Below are 24,593 nucleotides of genomic sequence, written 5' to 3' on the forward strand. Positions count from 1 at the left end.
CGGCGGCCTCCTGGGCCTGCTGGCTGACCTCGGGGGGCACGTCGTCATTGGCCGGGTCGACGGCCTGCGCGCCGGCTTGGCCAAGCCCCACCGCCAGCGCCAGTGCCGACGCGGTCAGGATATGGCGAGGGAAAAGCGGTTTCATGCGGGATGTCCTCATCTCTCGACGGCAGCGATCAGGGGCGGGTGCCCGGACTGCCTGTTGGATATGACGCCAATGTAGGGTGCCGTGGCAAATAAACCACGCTCTCGACTTGTGAACAGATCGTGATTTTCATTGCAGAAACGGGCGAAGGTTTCCCTCCGCCCGCCTCGGGTTCGTCAGTTGGCGGGCGTGGGTTCCGCCGCCGTATCCTCGGCCGGGGCCTCGGGGGCCGGGGCTTCCTCGGCTGGCGCATCCTCGCTCTGGGCAGCGCCCTCCACCGGGGCGTCCGGCGACAGGATCTCGGACGGCTCCTGCGGGGGCGTGGCCAGGTTCTCGGGCACCGGGGTCAACTCGATCCCGGCGGATTCGCCCAGGCGGTTGCCGTCGCGGTCGACCACCTCGGGAACGACCAGCTCCTCGCCTTCGGGCGTTTCGGCGGGACCGTTCAGGCCCAGCCGTTCGGCCGAATTGCCCGGCGGCACCGGGGTCGATGCGGGGTTGGCGTTCGCGGCCCCGTCGCTGGACAGATAGCTGAAGAACTCGCTGTCCGGCTGCATCACCAGCGAGCTGTTGCTGCCCTGAAGCGCGCGCTGATACGAGGTCAGCGAGCGGGTGAAGGCAAAGAACTCGGGGTCGCGGCCATAGGCGTCGGCATAGATCGCGTTGCGCTGCGCGTCGGCCTCGCCTCGGACGATCTCGGAACGGCGGCCGGCCTCGGAGGTCAGCTCGACCACTGTCCGGTCGGCGGCGGCGCGGACACGCTGCGCAGCCTCGTTGCCGCGTGCGACCTCGTCGGCGGCCTCGCGGGCACGCTCGGCCCGCATCCGGGCATAGGTCGCGTTCAGGTTCTGCTCGGGCAGGTCGGTGCGGGTCAGGCGGACGTCGATGATCTCAATCCCCAGACCGCCCGAATTCGACCGCGCCTCGTCGCGGATCTGGTTCATCAGGCTGGTCCGGTCATCCGACAGGACCGAGGTCGAGGGCACCGTACCCAGAACGCCGCGAATGGCGTCGATCACGATCGGCTCCAGGCGCATTTCGGCGGCCTGGATGCCCTGCACGCCGACCGCCTGACGGAACCGGACCGGATCGGTGATGCGCCAGCGGGCGAATGCGTCGACCACCAGGCGGCGGTCGTCCAGCGGGGTGACCTCCAGCGGGCTGGTCGGCAGACCCAAGATGCGCCCGTCGTACTTCACTACGTTGTCGATGAAGGGCAGCTTGAAGTTCAGGCCCGGCGTCTCCTGCACGTCGACGACCCGGCCAAGACGCAGCACCAGCGCCTTTTCCCGCTCGTCCACGATGAACAGGGCCGATCCGGCCAGGACGGCGACGACGACCACGGCCGGCAGGGCCAGGGCGGTCAGCAGGTTCTTGCGCGCAGCCATCAGTTCGTCCCTCCGCTGGTCGTGGTGGTGCCGGGCTGGGTGCCCGCCTGCGTGCCGGTGGTCTGGCCCGCGCCTTGGCCGGCGGTCGGCGCCGGGGGCGTGGCGCCGCCCTGCCCCGTGCCGCGCAGCTGGTCCAGCGGCAGATAGGGCACGATGCCCGAGCCACCCTCGCCACCGCCGATGCCCTCGCCGATGATGATCTTGTTCACGCCGCCCAGAACCTGCTCCATCGTCTCCAGATACATCCGGCGACGGGTCACGTCTGGCGCGTTCACATATTCCTCGTAGATCGAGTTGAAGCGCGCGGCCTCACCCGCGGCGGTGTTGACCGCCTCGGCGCGATAGGCTTCGGCCTGTTCCAGGATCTGGGCCGCCTGACCCCGGGCCGCGGCCAGTTCGCGGTTGGCATAGGCGTCGGCCTCGTTCTGCAGACGGTCACGCTCCTGCTGGGCGGCCTGCACCTCGCGGAAGGCGTCGATGACCTCCTCGGGCGGGTCGGCACGGTCCAGGTTGACGCGGATCACGTTGATCCCCGACTGATAGCTGTCCAGCGTGCTTTGCACGGCGGCGCGCAGGTCGCTGGCGATCACGCCGCGATCGCGGTTCAGGATCGGGGCCAGTTCGCTGCGCGCGATGATGTCGCGCATCGCCGCCTCTGACACGGCGCGGATCGTGTCTGCGGGGTCGGCCAGGTTGAACAGGTACATCTGCGGATCGCGGATGTTCCAGACCACCTGGTATTCCATGTTCACGATGTTCTGGTCGCTGGTCAGCATCAGGCCGCTGTCCATCGGGCCGGCTTGGCCGGTGCCGATCTCGGTCACGCGTTCGTTCGTGACGGGCACGACCTCGGCGGTGACGACGGGCCAGGGGGCAAAGTTCAGACCCTCGGTCCCCACGGCGATGGCGCGGCCGAACAGGAACTCGACCGACTGTTCGTTGGTCTGGACACGATAGAAGCTGGCAAAGGCCCACAGGCCGACCGCTGCCAGGCCCGCCACGACCAGGGTCGAGCGGTTCAGGCCGAAGTTCGGACCCATCGGGCTGCGACCGCCGCCGCCACCCCCGCCCGTGCCGCCGCCGGTCCCGCGACCGCCCATCAGCACGCGCAGGCGTTCCTGGCCCTTCTTCATCAGGTCCTCGATCTCGGGGCGCTGCGGATCGTTGTTCGGACGGCGCGGCCCGCCGGGGGGCGGCTGTTCGCCCCAGGGACGGCCGGCAGGCTTCTTGTCACGATCCCCGTCATCCCGGCCGCCGTTGCCGCCGCCGCCTCCGCCCCAGGGGCCCTGATTTGCCATCCGATAGACCTTCTTTCGTAGAAATTTCCGTTAGTTGAAAACTGGGGCGCGGGGCCGAAATGTCAACCCTGACACCCGCCCCTGGCCGCGACCCAAGGCCGCGCCCACGGGATTGTCAGCCCGCCACGCCCTGATGCCGGCGCGCGGGCTGGCGCATCGTCACCAACTCCTCGGCCGCGGTGGGGTGGACGGCCACGGTCGCGTCGAACTGCGCCTTGGTCGCGCCCATGGTGATGGCGATGGCGGCCAGCTGGATCATCTCCCCAGCCTCGGGGCCGAAGATGTGACAGCCCAGCACGCGGTCGTCCGCCGGATCGACCAGCAGCTTCATCATCACCTTGGCGTCGCTGCCCGCGAACATCGACCGCATGGGTCGGAAGGTCGTCGCGAAGACGTCGACCGGACCGCGGGCCTTGGCCTCCTCCTCGGTCAGGCCGATGCTGGCCAGCTCGTGCGGGCGTAGATAGACGGCGCTGGCGACCAATCCGTGATCGACCGTCCGGGGCCGTGCGCCGAACACCGTGTCGGCAAACGCATGCCCTTCGCGGATCGCGACCGGGGTCAGATTGACGCGGTCGGTCACGTCGCCCACCGCAAAGATCGATGGCACGCAGGTTTGCGACCATTCGTCGACCTCGATCGCGCCGTTGGGTTTCATGCGGACCTCGGTCGTCTCAAGGCCCAGGCCCCGGGTATAGGGGTCGCGCCCGGTCGCCATCAGCACGGCGTCGAAACGATCGTCCGATCCGTCGTCGAACCGCACGCGGATGCCGTCGCCGTCGCGTTCCAGCGCCGCGGGCGTCAGGCCCAGACGCAGGTCCACGCCCACCGCGCTCAGCTGCAGCGTCGCCAGGTCGCGCGCCTCGCGGTCGAAACCGCGCAGCACCGCGTTGCCGCGATAAGCCTGCACCGTGTCCACCCCCAGCCCCGCCAGGATCGTCGCGAATTCGCAGGCGATGAAGCCGCCGCCGACCAGCAGGATGCGCCCCGGCAGCCTGTCCATCAGGAACAGGTCGTCCGAGATCATCGCCAGCTCCTCTCCGGGAATGCCGATGGGCGCGGGACGGCCGCCGGCCGCAATCAGGATGTGGCGGGCGGTCTTCGTCGTACCGTCGGCCAGCCGGACCCGGTGATGGCCGTCCAGCGTGGCACGCTGGTCGTGGATCTCGACCCCCGCGCGGGTCAGGCCGGCGCGATAGATCACCTCCAGGCGCGACAGCTCGGCGTCCAGCTTCTCGCGGAACACCTCCCAGTCGAACGCCCCGGCCTGCGCGTCGCACCAGCCATAGCCGCGCATCTCCTCGGTCATCAGCCCGGCCTGAGAGGCAAAGATCATCAGCTTTTTCGGGACGCAGCCGCGGATGACGCAGGTGCCGCCCATGCGGCTCTCCTCGGCCAGGCCGACCTTGGCGCCGTGCTCGCCCGCCGCGATCCGCGCCGCGCGCACCCCGCCCGAGCCGCCGCCGATGACAAACAGGTCATAGTCGAAGGTCACGTCATTCCCCTTCCTGCGCCAGCATGTCGGCGTCGATGTCGTTGCGCGCCAGTTCGATCACGCTGCCGTCCTCGCGGCCGATGATGGCCAGATCGCACATCCCCAGGAACAGCCCGTGTTCGACGACGCCGGGAATGCAGGACAGCGCCCGCGCCAGGCCGGACGGATCGGGGATCACCTCCAGATGCAGGTCCAGGATCAGGTTACCCTCGTCCGTGACAACCGGGTCGCTGCCCTTCAGGCGTTGCAGGATGTCGTGCTCGCCCAGCTCCAGCCCCTCCAGCGCGCGGCGGATCAGCTTGCGCGTGGTCTCGAACCCGAATTCCAGCACCTCGACCGGCAGGGGAAAGGCGCCCAGCGTCTCGACCACCTTGCCGGGATCGGCGATGACCACCATGCGGTCGCTGGCGGCGGCCACGATCTTCTCGCGCAGATGCGCCGCACCGCCGCCCTTGATCAGGTGCAGGTCGGGATCGACCTCGTCCGCGCCGTCGATGGTCATGTCCAGCCAGCCGATGTCGTCCAGGCTCTCGATGCGCAGGCCCAGGCTCTCGGCCAGCTCGGCCGTGGCGCGCGACGTCGCGGCGCAGCGCAGGGACAGACCCTCGGCCTGCACGCGGGCGGCCAGTTCGCGCACCATGACGCTGGCGGTCGAGCCGGTACCAAGGCCCAGCCTCATCCCGTCCTCGACCAGCGCGACCGCCGCCTTGGCGGCGGCCAGCTTGGCGGGATCGACCTGCGGTGATTGCGACATGACGACATCCCCTGAAAAATCCGTTCGCCCGCTTATAGGCCAAGCCACCGCCAAGGGCGAGAGGCCGCGACCCGTCAGCCGCGCGCCAGCCCTTCGGGCAGGATCACGGTAAAGCGGCTGCCCTGCCCCACCCGGCTCTCGATCCGCAGCCGGCCGCGGTGGCGGTTCACGATGTGCTTGACGATGGCCAGACCCAGCCCGGTACCGCCCTGTTCGCGCGACCGGTGGGTGTCCACGCGATAGAACCGCTCGGTCAGGCGCGGCAGGTGCTGCTCCTCGATGCCGTCGCCGCGATCCTCGATGGCCACGGCCCAGGCCGGCCCGCGCAGCAGCGGTTCGTGCGCGATGCGCGACAGCGTGACGCGCAGCACGCCGCCCGATCCGCCGTATTTTACCGCGTTCTCGATCAGGTTCTGGAACACCTGGGTCAGTTGGTCGCCGTCGCCGGGCAGGCGCAGGTCGATGTCCAGCCCCTCGGTCGCGACGCTCACCCCGGCGGTCTGGATGCGCGGCGCCAGCATGGCCAGCGTTCCGCGCAGCAGTCCCGGCAGATCGACCCGGCCCGAGGGGCGCGACCGCTCCTCGGCCTGCACCCGGCTCAGCGACAGCAGCTCGCTGATCAGGCGGTTCATGCGCGCGGCCTCGCGCTCCATGATGTCCAGGAACCTGTCGCGGGCGCGGGCGTCGTCACGCGCCGGACCGCGCAGCGTCTCGATGAAGCCGGTCATGGCGGTCAGGGGGGTCTTCAGCTCGTGGCTGACATTGGCCACGAAATCGCGGCGCATCTGCTCGGCCTCCTCGGCCACGCTGCGGTCCAGGACGGCGACCGTCGCGCCGCGCCCCAGTGGGCTTGGCAGGGGCGCCACCGTCACTTCGGCCAAGATCTCGCGGCCGTCGGCGACGCAGGTGGCGCGAAGGGTAGCGACCCCGTCCGGCGCCGTGGGCAGCGTCTGATCGGGCGTGGGCGCAGGCACCCCCTCCGGGTCCAGGACCCAGTCCACGGCCTGCACGATGGCAGGATGGCGCAGCACGGTCACGAACGGTCGCCCGACCAGGCCCGGACCGAACAGCGCCAGCGCCAGCGGATTGGCGGCGATCACCCGCGCCTCGCGGTCGACGGCCAGCATGGGCAGCGGAATGCCGTCCAGGAACCCTTCGACCCGGCGCGGCCCGGCCGCCATAGCGTCAGTCCCCCGCCGGCGACAGCCCGGCCCGGAACCGCGCCGCGTTGTCCCGGTACCGCGCCGCGGATGCCCGCAGCCCCGCCTGCGCATCGGCGTCCAGCATCCGGACGACGCGGCCCGGGGCGCCCATGACCAGCGCGCCGTCGGGGATCACCTTGCCTTCGGGAATCAGCGCCCCTGCCCCGATCAGCGCACCCGCGCCGATGATCGCGCCGTTCAGCACCGTCGCCCCCATGCCGATCAGCGCACCGTCGCCGACCCGGCACCCGTGCAGGATCGCACGGTGCCCGATCGTGCAATCGGCCCCGATCACCAGCGGGTGGCCCGGATCGGTGTGCAGCACGCACAAGTCCTGGACATTGCTGCCCTGCCCCACCTCGATCACCTCGGTATCACCGCGCAGAACCGCCCCGAACCAGACCGAGGCCCCCGGCGCCAGCACGATCCGCCCCATCACTTGCGCGTCCGGCGCGACCCAGGCCTGCGGGTCGATCTGCGGCGTGATCCCGTCCAGCGACCAGATCATGCGACACCTTCGGACATCAGGTCGCGGACAAAGGCGCCCAGCCCCGCCTGCCGGTCGCGACGCAGGCGTTCCGCCGTCAGGATGGCACGCATCCGCTCCTCGGTCTGGTCCAGGTCGTCGTTGACCAGAACGTAATCGTATTCGGCCCAGTGGCTGATCTCGGATCGGCTTTTCTGCATGCGCCCGGCAATGACCGCGTCGCTGTCCTGGCCGCGGCCGCGCAGGCGGCGTTCCAGTTCGGGCAGCGACGGCGGCAGCACGAAAATCGACACGACATGCGCCCCAAGGGCCGATGCCCGGATCTGCTGGCCGCCCTGCCAGTCCACGTCGAACAGCGTGTCGCGCCCGGCCAGCATCGCCTGTTCGACCGGCCCGCGCGGGCTGCCGTAAAGGTTTCCGAAGACCTCGGCATGTTCCAGCATCTGCCCCTCGGCGACCATCCGCAGAAAGCCGTCTCGGGTGGTGAAATGGTAATGCTCTCCGTCGATCTCTCCGGGCCGCGGCGCCCGCGTGGTGGCCGAGACCGAAAAGCGCAGCCCCGCGTCCCAGTCCATCAACCGCTTGGCCAGCGTGGATTTCCCCGCCCCGGAGGGCGATGACAGGATGACCATCAGGCCGGTGCGTTCGATCATGGCGGCATGTTCCCTGGCGGTTGGTCGCGATGCGTCCGGGGATGCCCCGTCGCGCCGCAGGGGTCAAGACCCGCAACCGGAAGGCATCTTAACCATTCGTTCATTAAATGACTCGGCGAGCGGGCGGGGAACGCGCTATTGTCAGGGGTGAGCAGTGACCGGCCGTGGCCGGAGAGAGTAAAGGGTTGACCGTGCCGGACCGGGAAGACGGACCAGACACCAAGCCGGGAATGCCGTCCCAGGACGCCATGGGACGGATCGTGCGCCTGCAGGACTATGAGACCTGCACGCCGGACCGCGTTCTGCGCGAGATGCGCGAATACTGGGACGGCATCCGCAAGGGCCGGGCGATCCCGGCGCGGTCGGATGTCGATCCGCGGGGCATCGCGCGCACGCTGGATTACGCGTTCATCCTGGAACGCATCGCGCCGGGCGCGGGTCGCCTGCGTCTGGCGGGGCGGCACCTGATCGACCTGATGGGCATGGAGGTGCGCGGCATGCCCGTCTGCGCCTTCCTGAACACCTCGTCGCGGGGGCGGTTCTCGGACGTGCTGGAAAGCGTGTTCAAGGCGCCCCAGATGGCGCGGCTGACGCTGCAGGGCAAGCCCGACTATGGCCGCCCGCAGCTGAACGCCCAGATGCTGCTGCTGCCGCTTCGGTCGGATCTGGGCGACGTCACCCGCGCCCTGGGCTGCCTGGTGGCGGAGGGCGACACCGGCATCGCGCCGCGCCGGTTCGACATCCTGGCGGACGAGGTCATGCCGATCATCGAAGGCGGCACGACGGTCAAGCCCTCGCCCTCGGCCATCGGCTTTGCCGAAGGACGCGCCGATTTCAAGCCGCGCGGGGCCGTGCCGGACAAACCCGCAGCGGAAAAGCCCCTGCGCGGTTTCCCACAGGCCGAAACCCCCGAGGAACGGCGCGCTCTGTTCCGGGTCATCCAGCCCCGGCAGCCCGACGCCTAGCCCAGCAGCCCCGGCCGCCAGCGATACAGCGCGGCCGGCGCCGGCGACGCACGCCCCAGGCTCTGCAGCTCCAGGTCCTCGCCCCGACGGAAACCAAGGTTCTTCAGGATCTTGCGCGACGCATCATTGTCGACGAAGGCGCCTGCCAGAACCTCGGGCGGGTCGAACCGGGCCACCAGTTCGGCAAAGACCGCGGCGACCATCTCCTGCCCCAAGCCCTGCCCGGCAAGGGCGGGGTCCAGGAAATAGTTCAGGCGCGGCGGTGGGCCTTCGGACAGGCCCACGATGCCGACGACCTGCCCCCTGTATCGGACCGCCAGCCGCAACGGCGGAAGCAGCGCGCCCTGCAGCAACAGCGGCTGGACATCGTCCAGCGTCATCGCGGGGTCATAGCGCAGCAGCATCCGTGCCACGTCGGGCTTGGTCACGATGCGGTGCAGGGCGGGCAGGTCGTCCGGGGTCACCGCGTCGATGCGCAGGCGCGGCGTCGTCAACGCGATCGCGTGGCGCTGCTGAAACGTGTCACGGTCAAGATGCAGCATCTCGGCCGGAACCTCGGCCCGCAGCGGGCGCGACCGAAGCACCGTCCGACCATAGGGCCGAAACCCCAGCCAAGCCAGAAGGCGCGCTGAACGGTCGTTGCCGATCAGGCAATGGGCATGCACCTCGGTCGCGCCAGAGAGGAACAGGCGCGACAGGGCCAGCACGCCCGCGCGCCGGCCGATCCCCTGCCCCTGCCGGTCCGGTGCGATCCAGATGCCAAAGACGCGGCCCGCCTGGACCATGCCGACCAGTCGTCCGTCCTGACGGATCGCATGTTCGTCCAACCCCGCGGCCGCGATGAAATCGCGCGCGTCCGCCGTGCCATAGGGCCAGGGCAGCGTGGTCAGCCAGCGCACGACGTCCCAATCGGCCAGGGCTGCCGCGATGTCGTCGGCATCCTCGGGCCAGGGGCGCGTCAGGGCGACCGGCGGGTGCATCGCCTATCCGACCGGCACGACCCGGACCGCGCCGCCCTTGGCCGACAGCGCGATCTCCCCGGCGGCCAGGCGCAAAGCGTCGCGGCCAAAGACCTCGGCCCGCCAGCCCTGCAATGCCGGCAGGTCACGGCTGCCGGTGGCCAGCGCGTCCAGTTCGGACGACGACGCGATCAGCTTGGGCGCGACGCCAGCCGCATCGGCCTTGGCCTTCAGCAGCACGCGCAGCAGGTCCGACAGGGCGGCATTGCCGGGCTTGCCGGGTTCGTCGCCCTTGGGTTGGGGCAGGTCCTTCGATTCCATGCCCGCCTTGACCGCGGCCAGGATGCCGTTGGCGATGTCCCCCTTGCGCGCCTCGCGCAGCAGCAGGCGGGACTTGCCCAGATCGGCCTCGGTCAGCGGCTTGGTCGAGGCCAGCTCGATCATCGCGTCATCCTTGTAGACGCGGCTGCGGGGGATGTCGCGGGCCTGGGCATAGCTTTCGCGGAACCGCGCCAGTTCGCGCAGGATCGCCAGGAAACGGGGCGAGTTGGTACGGGTCCGCACCTTGAGCCAGGCCTCTTCGGGGCGGGTGATATACGTCTCGGGGTCCTCCAGGACCGCGATCTCCTCGGCCAGCCATGCCTCGCGGCCGGTCTTCTTCAGCTCGGCCGACAGGTATTCATAGATCACCCGCAGATGGGTCACGTCGGCCAGCGCATAGGCGGCCTGCGCATCCGACAGCGGACGGCGCGACCAGTCGGTAAAACGCGACGACTTGTCCAGGTCGGCCCGGGCGATCTTGCGGACCAGCGTCTCGTAGCCGACCTGCTCGCCAAAACCGCAGACCATGGCCGCGACCTGGGTGTCGAACAGCGGCACCGGGAACAGCTGCGCGTCGTGATAGAAGATCTCCAGATCCTGGCGGGCGGCGTGGAACACCTTGACCGTCGCCTCGTGGCGGAACAGGTCATAAAGCGGTTCCAGCGACAGCTCCTCGGACAGGGGATCGACCAGGACGGCGTCGCCCCCGCCGGTCTTGGCCGTCGATGCCGGCGGGATCGCCAGCTGGATCAGGCACAGCTTGGACCAATAGGTCCGCTCGCGCAGGAACTCCGTGTCGACGGTTACATAGGGGGCAAGCTTTGCGGCCTCGCAGAAACGGGCGAGGTCTTCGGTGCGGGTGATGGTGGGGATGTCCTGGCTCATGCGCTCTTTCAGATCGGGCGGTTCGTCCGCCAATTGGACAGCTTTACGCCCACGGCAGCGCGTTGAAAAGCCCCGTCGCCCGCCGCCGGGGCACAGGCCCTAGTCCGGCGCCTGCTCGCCCGGACGGGCGCGCAGCGCGTCGGCCACGCCGTCCTCGCAGACGGTCCGGTCGACCATCGGCACGCCCGTGCGAAAGGCCGCACGGCCGATCAGATGGGCCGCGACCGGCGCGGTCATCAGCAAGAACAGGATCGCCGCCACCGCCCGCGCGATGACCGTCCCTTCGGCGAACTGCACGGCCACGGCCACCAGGATCAGGCCCGAACCCAGCGTTCCCGCCTTAGTCGAGGCATGCATCCGCGTCAGCAGGTCGGGCAGCCGCAGCACCCCCATCCCCGCCGCAAAACAGAAGATGCCGCCGGACAGCACCAAGATCGCCACGATGATGTCATGCATCATGTCAGTTCCTCCGCCTTGAGCAGGATGCGACGCTCCAGATAGCGCGCCAGGCACACGGTCGCCAGAAAGCCGACCAGTGCCAGCACGACGGCCACGTCCAGAAAGCCCGCGCTGCCCGACAGCAGCGCCGTCAGGCCGCCGAACGAGACCAGCTGCACCGTCATCAGGTCCAGCGCCACGATCCGGTCCGCCAGGCTTGGCCCCCGCACCAGCCGGATCGCGGCCAGCACGACGCCCAGGATCACCAGGGCAAAGCCGAACAGGATTACAAATTCCAGCAGGGTCATGTCGTTCACTCCGTCGCCTCGCGGACCCAGACCTCGAACCGGTCGCGGATCTGCGCGCGGATCGCGTCCGGGTCGTCGCCGAACATTGCGTGGATATACAGCGTGCTGCGGTCCCCGGACACGTCGAGGCTGAGCGTGCCCGGGGTCAGCGAGATGAAGTTGGCCAGCAGCGTGATCTGCAGGTCGGTTGTCACCGTGATGGGCACCGCGATCAGCGCGGGCTGCGACGACTGTCCGGGCGTCAGCACGTCGCGCACGACCGGGATCGAGCTGACCACCAGTTCATAGACGAACATCACGATCAGCCGCGTCCAGTAGTAGAGGCGCCGGAAATAGACCCCGGTATCGGGAAACAGCGGACGGACCAGCCACATCGCGGCCATGCCGACCAGATAGCCGGTCGTCAGTCCCCCCAGGGTCAGCCCGCCGGTCAGCGCGACCCAGGCAAAGGCCAGCACCATGTTGATGGCGAACAGGTTCATGGCTGCACCCCCAGGACGGTCGTGACATAGTCGGTCGGATCAAGCAGCTGCGCGGCCGCCCGTTCGGCGAACAGCACGAAGGATTCCGGGAACAGGCCGATGATGCAGGTCAGCGCGGCCAGCGCGACGATCGGCAGCATCAGCGCCATCCGGTCGCCCATCGGCAGGTCCGACAGGCGCGGCTTGACCCCGTCGGGATGCGCAGGCCAGAAGGCCGAGCCCCAGATCTTGGTCATCGAGAAGATGGTCAGCAGACCGACCGCCAGCGACACCCCGGCCACGAACCACATTTCCAGGTCCAGCGCGGCCTTGACGACCACGTATTTCGCCCAGAAGCCCGACAGCGGCGGAAAGCCCGCCAGCGAGAATGCCGGGATCAGGAACAGGAAGGCCAGCACCGGCGCATGGGCGTAAAGGCCGCCGATGCGTGCCAGATCGGTCGATCCGGCAATGCGCTTGGCCACGCCCGCGACGAAGAACAGGTTCGCCTTCACGATGATATGGTGGACCAGGTAGAACACCGCCCCCATCAGGCCAAGCGGCGTGTATAGCGCCAGTCCCAGGACCATGTAGCCGATCTGGCTGATGATGTGGAATGACAGGATGCGACGGAAGTCGTTCATCGCCGCCGCGCCCAGAACGCCCGTGACCATCGTCACCACCGACGCCCACAGCAGGATCGTGTGCGTGAACCCGACATCCTGGTCGAAGACCAGCGTGAACATCCGGATCAGGGCATAGACGCCCACCTTGGTCAGCAGGCCCGCGAAGATCGCCGACACCGCCACCGGGGGCGTGTGATAGGAGGCGGGCAGCCAGAAGAACAGCGGGAACAGCGCGGCCTTGACGCCGAAGGCCACCATGAACATCACCGCGACAGTGGTCAGCAGGCCGGTATTCTCGACCTCGCGGACGGCCAGGTGCAGGTCGGCCATGTTCAACGTGCCGGTCAGGCCGTACAGCAGACCGGTTCCCGCCAGGAACATAATCGTCGAGACCAGGTTCAGCAGCACGTACTTGATGCCGCCGTCCAGCTGTTCGCGGCTGGCCCCCAGCACCAGCAGGCCGAAGCTGGAGATCAGCATGACCTCGAACCAGACATACAGGTTGAACAGGTCGCCCGTGACGAAGGCCCCGCAGACGCCCATCAGCAGCGTCTGCAGCAGGGCGTGAAAACCCAGCCGTTCCAAACGTTCGGGGATTTCGGACAGGGTATAGATCACGGTGGCGAGGCCGGTGATGGCGGTGATGACGACCATGACCGCACCCAGCAGGTCGGCCACCAGCGTGATGCCGAAGGGCGCCTGCCAGTTCGACATCTGGGCGGCGACGACGCCCTCCTCCAGCACCTCGGCCATCAGGACGACGCTGGCCAGCAAGAGCGCGACCGTCCCCGCGACAGAGATCCAGCGCCCGGCGGGCGATTTGCGGAACAGATAGGACAGGACCGCCGTCAGCAGCGGGATCAGGATCGGATAGACCAGAAGCCAGCTCATTTCCCGGCCTCCTTGCCCGCGTCGACGGGCTCGGCCACGCGCATCTCGTCGCTGTTGACGGTGCCCAGGGTCATGAACGCGCGATAGACCAGCGCCAGGGTGAAGGCCAGCAGGCCGAACCCGATCACGATCGCGGTCAGCACCAGCGCCTGCGGCAGGGCGTTCGCGACCACGCCGGTGGGCGCATATTCGCCCGCATCGATCAGCGGGGGCGCGCCTGGGGTCAGACGGCCGCTGGCAAAGATTAGCAGGTTGACCGCGTTCGACAGCAACGCCAGCCCGAACAGGAAGCGCAGGATGTTGCGGTCCAGCATCAGATAGACCGACGCGGCGACAAGGACGCCGACGGACAGGGCAAGCAGCATTTCCAAATCAGATCTCCTGTTCCAGGGCAAAGACCAGGGTCAGGATTCCGCCGAAGACGGCCATGTAGACTCCGATGTCGAAGACGAGGACGGTGGACAGCGGCACATAGCTGTCGCCGTCGCGAAACAGGAACAGCCACTGTCCGGTGAAGAAGGGCTGGCCCGCGAAGGCCGCGCCGATGCCCCCCAGGGCCGCGACGCCCAGGCCCGCCATCGCCAGGTTCGACGGATCGATGCGCAGCGCGGCCTGCGCCTCCTCGACCGAGGTGGCGATGGTATAGAGGATGAACGCCGTGGCCCCGATCAGCCCGCCGATGAAGCCGCCGCCGGGCAGGTTGTGCCCGCGCAGCAGCGCATAGACCGAGAACATCAGCAGCAGGGCCGCCAGCAGGCGCGTGGTGGTGGTCAGGATCAGCGACTGCATCTCAGCTCTCCTCCTCGGGCTTGCGGCGGGTGGCACCGCGCAGCAGGGCGAACGCGGCGATGGCGGCGATGGCCACGACGGTGATCTCTCCGAACGTATCCAAGGCGCGGAAGTCGACCAGGATGACGTTGACGATGTTGCGGCCATGCGCCTCCGGATAGGACGCGGCCTCGAAGAAGGACGTCAGGCGGCGGTCGAAATCGGTCGCCATCACGGACATCAGCAGGAAGGTCGTGACCAGGCCCGCGCCCCCCGCGATGACCGCGTGCCCAGTGCGGAACCGGGTCTTGGACCGGCGCGGCAGATAGGGCAGGCGCAGCATGACAACGCTGACCAGCACGACGACCAGCACCTCGACCAGCAGCTGCGTGATGGCCACGTCGGGGGCGCTGAACATGATGAAGATCAGCGACACGCCGATGCCCGACGCGCCCATCCCGGCGATGGCCGTCATGCGGCTGTGCGTCCAGACGGTCAGGATCGCGCCCGCCACGATCAGGCCCAGCACCGTCCATTGGATCGGGTGCACGCCCTCGGCCGACAGGCCCGGCACGCCCTGGAACGCGCCCTTGATCAGATACGAGCCGCCGACCATCACAACGAAGGTCGCGAACATCACGGCCATGTAGCGCTGCAGGCTGCCGGTCTGGATCAGGTTGGTCTGCCAGGCGGCGAAGGCCTTGAACCCGTCCAGCAGACGGTCCCAGCCCGCGTCGAAATCGATCGGGCTGCGCGCCTCGAACGCGGCCAGGCGGTCGCGGATCGCCTGATGGCGGCGATAGACCAGCCAGCCGGCCAGGAAGGTCAGCAGCGACAGGATCAGCGCCATGTTGATGCCGCCCCACAGGTACAGGTGCACCTCGCGGACCTCTCCGAAGACGGCATGGGTGGCGGGTCCGACCAGGTAGTGGCCCAGCACGCCCGGCAGCAGACCGAAGATCAGCGACAGCGCGCCAAGGACCAGCGGACCCGCCAGCATCGCCCACGGCCCCTCATGTGGAGTGGTGGGGGTCGGGCGCAAATCGCCGCGGAACGGCTTGAGCGCGACGATGCCGCCGACGGCAAACATCAGGACCGATGCCGCGAAGGCCATCGCGGTGACCCAGAACGCGCCGAACCCGTCCAGCCCCAAGCCGGCCTTGTACATGAATTCCTTGCCGATAAAGCCGATCATCGGCGGAATGCCCGCCATGCTGATCGCGGCCAGCGCGGCGGCAAGCCCGGTCAGCGGCATCGCCTTGGACAGGCCGCCCAGGACGCCCGCATCGCGCGTGCCGGTGGCATGATCGACGATGCCGATCATCAGGAACAGCGCCGCCTTGTAGAGCGAATGCACCACCAGGAACAGCATCGCCGCGACAATGGCGTAATGCGTGCCCGCGCCGATGAACATGGTCAGCGTGCCCAGTGCCATCAGCGTGGTATAGGCCAGCACCTGCTTGATGTCGGTCTGGCGCAGCGCCATGACCGAGGCGAAGACCGCCGTGACCCCGCCGAACAGCGTCAGGATCCAGAACCACGCATCCGTCCCGCCCAGCGCGGGGTTCATGCGCGCCATCAGGAACACGCCCGCCTTCACCATCGTGGCCGAATGCAGATAGGCCGATACTGGCGTAGGGGCCGCCATCGCGTTGGGCAGCCAGAAGTGGAACGGCACCTGCGCCGATTTCGTGAACGCGCCCGCCAGGAACAGCAGCACGATGCCTAGGTACCAGGGGTGCGCGCGGATCATGTCGCCCATCGTCACGATCTGCGACAGCTGCGACGTGCCCGCGACCGTGCCTAGGACGATCAGGCCGGCCAGCAGGATCAGGCCCCCCGTCCCCGTCACCAGCAGCGCCTGCAGCGCGGACCGGCGCGACGCCGCGCTGTCGGCGTTGAAGCCGATCAGCAGATAGGACGCGATGGTCGTGATCTCCCAGAACACGAACAGCATGATCAGGTTGTCGGCAAGGACCAGGCCCAGCATGCCGACCATGAACATCAGCAGATAGCTGACGAAACGCGGATAATCCGGGTGATCGCCCAGATAGCGCGCCGAATACAGCGTGACCGCCGCGCCGATCCCGGTGATCAGCAGGGCGAATGTCATCGACAGCCCGTCCAGAAGGACCGACAGCTGCACCCCCAGCGAGGGCACCCAGTCAAAGCCATAGACCTGCGGGCCTTGCGCGATTTCCGGCAGCAGTCCCAGGAAGTACAGGAACAGGATCGTCGGGAACGCGATCGAGATCCAGCCCGCAGGCCCTCCCATGACGCGGTCCACCGATGGATAGTCGTCAGCCATGTCTCGAACCCTTGTCGCGGCATGCAATTGGCGGATGGCTTAGCACCCTTGGTCGGCGGAAAACAGTCGCTTGGGGCGGCTAAATCGGCGCTGACGACCGAAAATTGCGCATCGAGGCACGGTGGCCGCCCTTACGTGCGCGCGCGCCCTGTAAATAGGTATCGGGTTTCCGGCCGCATCCGTCCGGTGACCCCTGCGGTCGCCGGATTGCGACATTTTGGCGCAGCGTTTCGAGCATCGAAAATGCCGCGTCGACAGGGCCTTGCGGCCGCATGTCCGGCGCCTGTCATCTGAAGGCTTGTGCGTGCCCCCCCGTTTGGGGTCTGATGCGCGGCAACCGGGGCGCAGCAGGCTGCCCTCGATTCGCGACATCTCGATGAAAGGGACATCCCATGCTGCTCGCACGCGACCGCATCGCCGAACAAAGCCTTGGCGCCAAGATCGGACTGACCCTGGCCGCCGCCGCGCTGATCGCGCTTGGCGCCAAGGTGCAGGTGCCGTTCTGGCCGGTGCCGATGACGCTGCAGACGCTGGCTGTGCTGGTCATCGCCGCCGGTCTGGGGCCGCGCCTCGGCCTGGCCGCGATGGGGGCCTACATGGCGGCGGGGCTGGCCGGGCTGCCGGTCTTTGCCGGTTCGCCGGAACGCGGGCTGGGCCTGGCCTATCTGGCGGGCCCGACCACCGGCTTCCTGATCGGCATGGCCCTGTCCATGATCGTGACCGGCGCGCTGGCGCAGGGCCGCGACCTGGGCATGCGGGCGGTGGCGATGCTGGCCGGGACCGTGGCGATCTATGTGCCCGGCCTGATCTGGCTGTCGGCCTTCGTGCCGGCCGACCGGCTGCTTGCCGTGGGCGTCGCGCCCTTCATCCTGGGCGACATGGTCAAGATCGCCCTGGGCGCGCTGACCCTGCAGGCGGTCACCCGCCGCGGTTGAACCAGACCGCCGAATGACCGCGACGGGGCCCCATGCGGGCCCCGTTTCGCATGGTGACCCCGCGTCCGCCCCACCATCGGGGCTTTTCCCCTGCCCCGCCTGCGCCCAGACTGCGTCCAAGCCAGCAGGAGGAGCAGCGCTTGACCCCCACCACCCTGACACCCGACACCATCGCCCGCATCGAGGACAGCTTTCGCGACCAGGGCCTGATGCGCCATCTTGGCGCCGAGATCGCCGCCATCCGTCCCGCCGAGGTCACGCTGCGCCTGCCCTTCCGCCCGGAACTGACCCAGCAGATGGGATATTTTCATGCCGGCGCGACCACAGCCTTGGCCGACAGCGCCGGGGGCTATGCCGCGCTGACGCTGTTCGCCCAGGGCGACGACGTGCTGACCACCGAATTCAAGCTGAACCTGCTGAACCCCGCGCAGGGCGACTGGCTGGAGGCCATCGGCCGGGTCGTCAAGGCGGGCCGGACGCTGACCGTGTGCCAGCTGGACGTCCATGCGGTCGACGGATCCGCGCGGACCCATGTCGCGACCGGGCTGCAGACGCTGATCTGCGTCCGGGGCCGCGCCCCCGTGACACCGCCCGGCCGTTAGCGTAAACCGCGACCAAACTATCCGCAGGAGGACGGCGATGGCGCAGGCAGAAATCGGGCTGATCGGGCTTGGGACGATGGGGGCCGCCCTGGCCATGAACATCGCCGAGAAGGGCTTTCCCATCGCCGTGTGGAACCGCACGACCGAGGTCACGCACCGCTTTGCTGCCCAGGCCGGCGATCTGGCCCCCCGCGTGATCCCCACCGATTCCCTGCAGGCGCTGGTCCAGGCCATCACGCCGCCGCGGGCGATCATCCTGATGGTCCCGGCGGGACAGGCGGTCGACGATCAGCTGCAGGCGCTGGCGCCGCTGCTGGACGCCGACGATCTGGTGATCGACGCGGGCAATGCCGATTTTCACGACACCAACCGCCGCGCCGCGGCCGGCCTGCCCTTCCGGTTCCTGGGCATGGGCGTGTCCGGCGGAGAGGAGGGCGCACGCCACGGTCCCGCGATCATGGGCGGCGGCGACGCCGCGGACTGGGACCGCGTGGCGCATGTGATGACCGCCATCTCCGCCAAGGCCGATGACGGCACCCCCTGTGCCGCACGGATGGGCGACGCAGGCGCGGGGCATTTCGTCAAGATGGTCCACAACGGCATCGAATATGCCGACATGCAGATGATCGCCGAGGCCTATGGCCTGATGCGCGACGGGCTGACGCTAGAGGCCCCGGCGATCTCCGACATCTTCGCCGACTGGAACCGTGGCACGCTGTCCAGCTATCTGATCGAGATCTCGGCCAAGGTCACCGCGGTGCGGGATCCGCACACCGGGGCCGCGATGCCCGACGTGATCCTGGACCGCGCCGGCCAGAAGGGCACCGGCCGCTGGACCGCCATCGAGGCGCAGCACCTGTCCGCGCCCATCCCGGTGATCGAGGCTGCGGTGATGGCCCGCAACGTCAGCGCGCGCCTGGACGAACGGCAGGCGGGCCAGGCCCGATTCGGTGCCGCCCCCGGCGCGGTCGACCTGACGCCCGACGATCTGGAACAGGCGCTGATCGCGGGCAAGATCCTGTGCTATGCGCAGGGCTTCACGATGATCGCAGGCGCCTCGGAACGGTTCGGCTGGACGCTGGACCTGCCGGAGATCGCACGTGTCTGGCGGGCGGGGTGCATCATTCGGTCGACCATGCTGAACGATATGGCCGACGCGCTGGCAGACGATCCGGCCCCGCAACCTGATCATGGCGCCGTTCTTCGCCGACCTGATCGAAGGCGCGCTGCCGGGTCTGCGCCGGGTTGTGTCGCAGGGCATCGCCGCGGGCCACGCCCTGCCCGCCCTGGCATCCGGGCTGATGTGGTTCGACATGATGCGCACCGCGCGCGGTACCGCGAACATGATCCAGGCGCAGCGCGACTTCTTCGGTGCCCACGGGTTCCAGCGCCTGGACGGGATCGACGATCCGCACGGCCCCTGGGGCAGCGCGACCTGATCAGCCGCGCGGGCGGCTGATGTCGCCCAGGGTCAGCAGCGGCGATGCATCGATGCCTTGCGCGTTCAGCATCGCCGCGACGCGTTCCAGCGATGCGACCAGCATCGCCTGTTCCCAATCCTGCAGGGCCTGGAAACCGGTCACGAAATGCTGCTGCAGCGCGTCGGGCGCATTGCGCAGCGCGTCCAGCCCGGCATCCGTCAGGATCACGTGCAGCTGTCTGCGGTCAGTGCTGGACCGCTGACGCTGCGTCAGGCCCAGCTTGTCCAGCTGATCGACCAGCGCCGTCACGGTCGCCTGGCTGACGCCCATCTGGGTCGACAGCTGGGTCGGCATGGCGGACCGCGTCTCGGTTCCGGCAAGGATCTGCAGGACGCGCAGCTTGGCAGGGGTCAGCTTGGCGGCCTGGGCAAGGTCGCGTTCGTAATGTTCGGTGGCGCGCAGGATCCGCCGCAGCGCGATCAGCGCGGCGTCGGTACGCGGAATGGCGGGCGGCTGGCTCATGCCCTCCTGTATGCCATCAGCGCGCGGAACAGGGCAATATGGCATGCTTTCGGAACCTGATATTTCGGCAGGCGAACCTCGCGGTCACGCGGCCGTGTCCAAATATCACGCCAGCGTAAGGTCTTAGACGAAATCCCGCGTATTTTCCACGCCAAGGTTGCAACCAAGGCGCGTTTTGACTAGTTAGAGGGACGAAGCAATTGAGGATCCGCCGCCCATGCCCAAAAACGTGCAAGAACTCGAACGCCCCCGCCAGCTGACGCTGCGCAAGCCCGACCCGACCGATGGCGCCGCCATCTGGGAGTTGGTCCGGACCTGCAAGCCGCTGGACGAGAATTCGATGTATTGCAATCTGGTGCAGGCCGAGCATTTCCGCGACACCTGTGTCGTGGCCCTGCTGGACGACCAGATCGTGGGCTGGATCTCGGGGCACATGATCCCGAACGAGGACGCGCTTTTCGTGTGGCAGGTTGCTGTCGGACCGGATGCGCGCGGTCTGGGATTGGCCCGCAAGATGCTGACGCATCTGGTGGAACGCGACGAATGCGCCGATGCGCAGCGGCTGAACACGACGATCACCCGCGACAACGACGCGTCATGGGCGCTGTTCCGCAGCTTTGCCCGCCAACAGGGCGGACGGCTGACCGACGATCCTCACTATACCCGCCACGATCATTTCGACGGACGGCACGCGACCGAGCATATGGTCACGATCACCCTGCCCCGTCACGCCGGTCAGGCCCGCGCCGCCTGATCCCTTTGCCCGTCGAAGCATTCAGACTGACGCACATGATGCGAAAGGACTTCCCATGCCCAAAGACATGACCGCCACCATGCCCGGAACCGCCATTTTCGAACGCCGCGAAAGCGCGGCCCGATCCTATTGCCGGGGGATTCCCACAGTCTTCACCAAAGCCAGCGGCTCGGTGATGACCGGTGCGGACGGACGCGACTACATCGACTTTCTGGCCGGTTGCTCGTCGCTGAACTATGGTCACAACGATCCGGACATGAAGTCCGCACTGATCGACCATATCGCGTGTGACGGAATCGCGCACGGCCTGGATCTGCACACCACGACCAAGGCGGCGTTCCTTGACGCCTTTGAACGCCACATCCTGACGCCGCGCGGCATGGATCATCGCGTGATGTTCACCGGCCCCACCGGTGCCAATGCGGTCGAGGCGGCGATGAAGATCGCCCGCAAGTCGACCGGCCGTACCAATGTCGTGGCCTTCACCAATGGCTTTCATGGCGTGACGATGGGCGCGCTTGCCGCGACCGGCAACGGATACCATCGCGGTGGCGCCGGGATGGAGACGCAGGGCGTGACCCGCGTGCCGTTCGACGGCTATGCCGACGGGCTGGACAGCGCGGCCTTGCTGGACCAGATGCTGTCGGACAATTCGGGCGGCATCGACGCCCCTGCCGCCATCATGCTGGAGGCCGTGCAGGGCGAAGGCGGCCTGAACGCCGCGTCCGCCGAATTCGTCCGCGCCATCGCGGATATCGCCAAGCGCCACGGCGCCCTGTTGATCATGGACGACATCCAGGCGGGTTGCGGCCGGACCGGCAAGTTCTTCTCGTTCGAGGAAATGGGCGTGATGCCCGACCTTGTGCCGCTGGCAAAGTCGATCTCTGGCTTTGGCCTGCCGCTGGCGATGGTTCTGGTGCGCCCGGAACATGACGTCTTCGGTCCGGCCGAACACAACGGCACGTTCCGCGGCAACACCCATGCCTTCGTGACCGCCCGCGTGGCGATCGAGAAGTTCTGGTCCGACGACGCGTTTGAGGCCGACTTGGCGCGGCGCGTCGACCTGATCGAGACCCGGCTGACCGAACTGGCCGAACTGGTGCCCGGCGCCTATCTGAAGGGTCGCGGCCTGATGCGTGGCGTCGACGTCGGATCGGGGCGATCTGGCGGCCGCCATCTGCAAGCGCGCCTTTGACGGCGGGCTGATCATCGAGACATCGGGCAACGAGGATCAGGTCGTCAAGGTCCTGGCCCCGCTGACCACCCCCGACACGCTGCTGTCGCGTGGCTTCGACATCCTGCTGGATGCCGCCCGCGACGTCCTTGCCACCACCAAGATTGCTGCGGAGTAATTCACATGATCGTACGTGATTTCAACAAACTGAAGGACACCGACCGTTCGGTGTCGGATGCGCAATGGAATTCGGTCCGGATGCTGCTAGCTGATGACGGGATGGGCTTTTCGTTCCACATCACCACGCTGCAGGCCGGGTCGGAGCACCAGTTCCACTACAAGCACCATTTCGAAAGCGTGTTCTGCATGCAGGGCAAGGGGTCGATCACCGATCTGGGCACCGGAGAGACGCATGAGATCACGCCGGGCGTGATGTATGCGCTGAACCTGCATGACAAGCACATCCTGCGGGCCGAGGAGACGCTGGTCATGGCCTGCTGCTTCAACCCGCCCGTCACCGGGACCGAGGTGCATCAGGAGGACGGCAGCTACGCCCCTGCCGAGACCGCGTGATGGGTCATACGGTCGAGAAGATCGGCGGCACCTCGATGTCGCGCGTGCACGAGCTGCGCGACACGGTGCTGATCGCCGACCGCGACGCGCCCTATGGCCGGATCTTCGTGGTGTCGGCCTTTGGCGGCATCACGAACCTGCTCCTGGAACACAAGAAGTCCGGAGAGCCGGGCGTCTACGCCGCCTTCGCGTCGGGCGACGGCGATCACGGCTGGCTGGCCGCGCTGGACCGCGCCAGCGACGCGATGATCGAAGCGCATCGGGCGGTTCTGGATCATCCCGGTGATCTGGAACGCGCCGATGCCTTTGTCCGCGACCGGCTGGTCGGGGCGCGCAACTGCCTGATCGACCTGCAGCGCCTGTGCTCCTATGGCCATTTCCGGCTGGAGGAACACATGCTGCACACGCGTGAACTGCTGTCGGGACTGGGAGAGGCGCATTCCGCCTTCGTTACCACCCTGATGCTGCAGCGCGTGGGCATCCAGGCACGGTTCGTCGACCTGTCGGGATGGCGCGACACGGAACAGGTCACGCTGGAGGAGCGCATCACCGGCGCGATGGCCGGCGTCGATCCCACGACCGAAATGCCCATCGTCACCGGCTATGCCCAGTGTACCGAGGGGCTGATGCGCGAATTCGACCGCGGCTATTCCGAGGTGACGTTTTCAAGGCTGGCGGCACTGACCGGCGCGCGAGAGGCGATCATCCACAAGGAATTCCACCTGTCCTCGGCCGACCCGAACCTGGTCGGGGCGGATGCGGTGCGCAAGCTGGGTCGCACAAACTATGACGTGGCCGACCAACTGTCGAACCTGGGGATGGAGGCGATCCACCCCAAGGCCGCCAAGACCCTGCGCCAGTCCGGCGTCCCGCTGCGCGTGACCAACGCGTTCGAGCCGCACGATCCCGGCACGCTGATCGACGACCAGCCCGCCCCCACCCCGGCGGTGGAGATCGTGACAGGCCTGAACGTTTTTTGCGCTGGAACTGTTCGAACAGGACATGGTCGGCGCCAAGGGCTATGACGCGTTCATCCTGGAGGTGCTGACCCGCCACCGCGTGCGCATCGTCAGCAAGGTGTCCAACGCCAACACGATCACGCATTATGTCGACAGCAGCCTCAAGGTGCTCCGCCGCGTGGAGAAGGACCTGGCCGAAGGCTATCCCTCGGCGCAGGTGTCGTCGCGGGCGGTGGCCATGGCCTCGGCCGTGGGCCGCGACCTGGAGGGCCTGGCGGTGCTCAGCCGCGGTCTGAACGCGCTGGCGGCCGCGGGGCTGGAGGCGATCGGGGCGACGCAGGGACCGCGGCCGGTGGACGTGCAGTTCATCCTGGAACGCACGGCGCTGGCGCCCGGCATCAAGGCCCTGCATGGCGCGCTGATCGAACAGACCGCGCAACCCTTGGCCAAGGTGGCCTGACGCACAAAACGAAACGGGCGGCCGCAAGGGCCGCCCGTTCGCATTCTGGAGGGCGCAATCAGCGCGTCATCGCTTCGCCGGTCGTCGGATCGACGCGCATCTCGACCTCGCGGTTGTCCTGGGTGCGGTATTCGACCTCGTAATAGCCGTCGTCGTCCCACTGGATATCCTCGATATAGCCCAGCTCTGCGGACAGGTCCGTCTCCATCTTGGCGACGATCTCGGACAGGGCCATCGCATCGGCCGGCGGGGCACCGCGCATGGCCTCCTGCGCCATCAGCGCGGTGGGCGACAGGATCAGGGCGGCGGCGGTCAGGGTGCGGAAGGTCATCGTTCTCTCCGGTTGTGGGTCTGCGGTCAAACCCGCACCCAAGGCCCGTGGTTCCGACCCCTTGCCGCATCCCTGCCGATGACCTATATCGGTCCTGTCGGAAGCAATTCCGACTATGGACATAAACGCGCTCGTAATAAGCGGATCGGACCCGGGGGCGGTACCCGGCGGCTCCACCAAACAACCCTTCATTGGGGGCGAATGGGGCCGAAACAGGATCGACGAACGTCTAAAGGGGTTATGCTTTGTCTCGGTGAGCTACTACCGTTATCGGTGCAAAACGTACAGTTGCCAATGACAACCGTGCTCCGGTCGCGCTGGCTGCGTAAGCAGTCCGCAAGATCGAAACCTAAGCCCTTGCGCCTAGCAGCGTAAGGCGGGGCCCGCAGGAGCCTGGCAACAGAATCCTGCACCTTATCCCCCCTGATATTTTTGAACCGCCCTGTCCGGTATTCAGCGTTCCTTAACGCGCGGGGTCTATTGCTGCGCTTGTCCGCCTTTGCCATGCGA

Annotated in this window: 23 protein-coding genes, 1 other RNA gene and 3 pseudogenes; 9 read left to right on the forward strand and 18 right to left on the reverse strand. The window is 67.8% G+C overall.

Going from position 1 to position 24,593, the window contains the following annotated elements; genetic code table 11:
• Positions 1–321: 321 nt before the first annotated feature.
• The 7 genes from hflC to gmk form a co-directional block, all read right to left on the reverse strand.
• Positions 322–1,533 carry a protease modulator HflC gene (gene hflC, locus F1642_RS05670; RefSeq protein WP_084693626.1) on the reverse strand — a complete coding sequence of 404 codons (1,212 nt, stop codon included), beginning with the start codon at positions 1,531–1,533 and terminating at the stop codon, positions 322–324.
• Positions 1,533–2,831, reverse strand: coding sequence for an FtsH protease activity modulator HflK (gene hflK / locus F1642_RS05675; protein ID WP_194885723.1), 1,299 nt, complete (start codon positions 2,829–2,831; stop codon positions 1,533–1,535). Before hflK ends, hflC begins: the two co-directional genes overlap by 1 nt.
• A gap of 115 nt (positions 2,832–2,946) precedes the next feature.
• Positions 2,947–4,326: a glutathione-disulfide reductase gene (gene gorA, locus F1642_RS05680; RefSeq protein WP_194885724.1), complete on the reverse strand. Its 1,380-nt coding sequence runs from the start codon at positions 4,324–4,326 to the stop codon at positions 2,947–2,949.
• Position 4,327: 1 nt separating this feature from the next.
• On the reverse strand, positions 4,328–5,080 hold the full coding sequence (gene rpiA, locus F1642_RS05685) for a ribose-5-phosphate isomerase RpiA (protein WP_045998866.1): 753 nt from the start codon (positions 5,078–5,080) through the stop codon (positions 4,328–4,330).
• A gap of 74 nt (positions 5,081–5,154) precedes the next feature.
• Complete coding sequence (locus F1642_RS05690; protein WP_194885725.1) at positions 5,155–6,261, reverse strand: ATP-binding protein; 1,107 nt, start codon at positions 6,259–6,261, stop codon at positions 5,155–5,157.
• 4 nt (positions 6,262–6,265) lie between these two features.
• Complete coding sequence (locus F1642_RS05695; protein ID WP_194885726.1) at positions 6,266–6,790, reverse strand: gamma carbonic anhydrase family protein; 525 nt, start codon at positions 6,788–6,790, stop codon at positions 6,266–6,268.
• Complete coding sequence (gmk, locus tag F1642_RS05700) at positions 6,787–7,419, reverse strand: guanylate kinase (protein WP_194885752.1); 633 nt, start codon at positions 7,417–7,419, stop codon at positions 6,787–6,789. The genes F1642_RS05695 and gmk overlap by 4 nt, the downstream gene beginning before the upstream one ends.
• 194 nt (positions 7,420–7,613) lie before the next feature.
• On the opposite strand from gmk, the gene F1642_RS05705 reads away from it, so the two are divergent.
• The gene (locus tag F1642_RS05705) at positions 7,614–8,387 is read left to right on the forward strand and encodes a PAS domain-containing protein (RefSeq protein ID WP_370582797.1); all 774 of its coding nucleotides are present in this window, start codon (positions 7,614–7,616) and stop codon (positions 8,385–8,387) included.
• Here F1642_RS05705 and F1642_RS05710 read toward each other — a convergent pair.
• The 9 genes from F1642_RS05710 to F1642_RS05750 all read right to left on the reverse strand — a co-directional run bounded on the left by F1642_RS05710 (position 8,384) and on the right by F1642_RS05750 (position 16,352).
• Positions 8,384–9,367, reverse strand: a complete 984-nt coding sequence (locus F1642_RS05710; protein WP_194885727.1) for a GNAT family N-acetyltransferase — start codon at positions 9,365–9,367, stop codon at positions 8,384–8,386. The two genes, F1642_RS05705 and F1642_RS05710, sit on opposite strands and share 4 nt — an antisense overlap.
• Before the next feature lie 3 nt (positions 9,368–9,370).
• Positions 9,371–10,540 (reverse strand): ribonuclease D, encoded by a 1,170-nt coding sequence (gene rnd / locus F1642_RS05715; RefSeq protein ID WP_194885754.1) that lies wholly within the window; start codon positions 10,538–10,540, stop codon positions 9,371–9,373.
• A gap of 111 nt (positions 10,541–10,651) precedes the next feature.
• The gene (mnhG, locus tag F1642_RS05720; RefSeq protein WP_052715061.1) at positions 10,652–11,011 is read right to left on the reverse strand and encodes a monovalent cation/H(+) antiporter subunit G; all 360 of its coding nucleotides are present in this window, start codon (positions 11,009–11,011) and stop codon (positions 10,652–10,654) included.
• The gene (locus F1642_RS05725) at positions 11,008–11,298 is read right to left on the reverse strand and encodes a monovalent cation/H+ antiporter complex subunit F (protein ID WP_052715060.1); all 291 of its coding nucleotides are present in this window, start codon (positions 11,296–11,298) and stop codon (positions 11,008–11,010) included. Before F1642_RS05725 ends, mnhG begins: the two co-directional genes overlap by 4 nt.
• A 5-nt stretch (positions 11,299–11,303) precedes the next feature.
• Positions 11,304–11,780 (reverse strand): Na+/H+ antiporter subunit E, encoded by a 477-nt coding sequence (locus F1642_RS05730; protein ID WP_194885728.1) that lies wholly within the window; start codon positions 11,778–11,780, stop codon positions 11,304–11,306.
• Entirely contained in the window at positions 11,777–13,276 is a 1,500-nt protein-coding gene (locus F1642_RS05735; RefSeq protein ID WP_194885729.1) for a Na+/H+ antiporter subunit D, read from the reverse strand. The genes F1642_RS05730 and F1642_RS05735 overlap by 4 nt, the downstream gene beginning before the upstream one ends.
• Complete coding sequence (locus tag F1642_RS05740) at positions 13,273–13,641, reverse strand: Na+/H+ antiporter subunit C (RefSeq protein ID WP_232303266.1); 369 nt, start codon at positions 13,639–13,641, stop codon at positions 13,273–13,275. The genes F1642_RS05735 and F1642_RS05740 overlap by 4 nt, the downstream gene beginning before the upstream one ends.
• A 7-nt stretch (positions 13,642–13,648) precedes the next feature.
• Complete coding sequence (locus tag F1642_RS05745) at positions 13,649–14,065, reverse strand: Na+/H+ antiporter subunit B (RefSeq protein WP_045998858.1); 417 nt, start codon at positions 14,063–14,065, stop codon at positions 13,649–13,651.
• A gap of 1 nt (position 14,066) precedes the next feature.
• On the reverse strand, positions 14,067–16,352 hold the full coding sequence (locus F1642_RS05750; RefSeq protein WP_194885730.1) for a putative monovalent cation/H+ antiporter subunit A: 2,286 nt from the start codon (positions 16,350–16,352) through the stop codon (positions 14,067–14,069).
• Between the two features lie 392 nt (positions 16,353–16,744).
• On the opposite strand from F1642_RS05750, the gene F1642_RS05755 reads away from it, so the two are divergent.
• The 3 genes and pseudogenes from F1642_RS05755 (at position 16,745) to gndA (ending at position 19,328) form a co-directional block, all read left to right on the forward strand.
• Entirely contained in the window at positions 16,745–17,287 is a 543-nt protein-coding gene (locus tag F1642_RS05755; protein ID WP_194885731.1) for a biotin transporter BioY, read from the forward strand.
• A gap of 140 nt (positions 17,288–17,427) precedes the next feature.
• Entirely contained in the window at positions 17,428–17,889 is a 462-nt protein-coding gene (locus F1642_RS05760; protein WP_349374697.1) for a PaaI family thioesterase, read from the forward strand.
• A gap of 37 nt (positions 17,890–17,926) precedes the next feature.
• Positions 17,927–19,328, forward strand: a pseudogene (gene gndA / locus F1642_RS05765) (NADP-dependent phosphogluconate dehydrogenase).
• On the opposite strand, the gene F1642_RS05770 reads toward gndA, so the two are convergent.
• The gene (locus F1642_RS05770; RefSeq protein WP_045998853.1) at positions 19,329–19,832 is read right to left on the reverse strand and encodes a MarR family winged helix-turn-helix transcriptional regulator; all 504 of its coding nucleotides are present in this window, start codon (positions 19,830–19,832) and stop codon (positions 19,329–19,331) included. It abuts the pseudogene before it with no gap.
• A gap of 217 nt (positions 19,833–20,049) precedes the next feature.
• On the opposite strand from F1642_RS05770, the gene ectA reads away from it, so the two are divergent.
• The 4 genes and pseudogenes from ectA (at position 20,050) to F1642_RS05790 (ending at position 23,752) form a co-directional block, all read left to right on the forward strand.
• Positions 20,050–20,586 (forward strand): diaminobutyrate acetyltransferase, encoded by a 537-nt coding sequence (gene ectA, locus F1642_RS05775; protein ID WP_194885732.1) that lies wholly within the window; start codon positions 20,050–20,052, stop codon positions 20,584–20,586.
• Positions 20,587–20,641: 55 nt separating this feature from the next.
• Positions 20,642–21,938, forward strand: a pseudogene (gene ectB / locus F1642_RS05780) (diaminobutyrate--2-oxoglutarate transaminase).
• A gap of 5 nt (positions 21,939–21,943) precedes the next feature.
• Positions 21,944–22,333: an ectoine synthase gene (locus tag F1642_RS05785; protein WP_127898845.1), complete on the forward strand. Its 390-nt coding sequence runs from the start codon at positions 21,944–21,946 to the stop codon at positions 22,331–22,333.
• Positions 22,333–23,752 (forward strand): annotated as a pseudogene (locus F1642_RS05790) (aspartate kinase). Before F1642_RS05785 ends, F1642_RS05790 begins: the two are co-directional and overlap by 1 nt.
• 58 nt (positions 23,753–23,810) lie before the next feature.
• Here the strand turns inward: F1642_RS05790 and F1642_RS05795 are convergent.
• Positions 23,811–24,083: a PepSY domain-containing protein gene (locus F1642_RS05795; protein WP_194885733.1), complete on the reverse strand. Its 273-nt coding sequence runs from the start codon at positions 24,081–24,083 to the stop codon at positions 23,811–23,813.
• A 57-nt stretch (positions 24,084–24,140) separates the two neighbouring features.
• Here F1642_RS05795 and ssrA point away from each other — a divergent pair.
• Positions 24,141–24,497: a transfer-messenger RNA gene (ssrA, locus tag F1642_RS05800) on the forward strand.
• Positions 24,498–24,593 lie beyond the last annotated feature (96 nt).

The organism is Paracoccus sp. NBH48, assembly GCF_015390265.1.
Classification (GTDB): Bacteria; Pseudomonadota; Alphaproteobacteria; order Rhodobacterales; family Rhodobacteraceae; genus Paracoccus; species Paracoccus marcusii.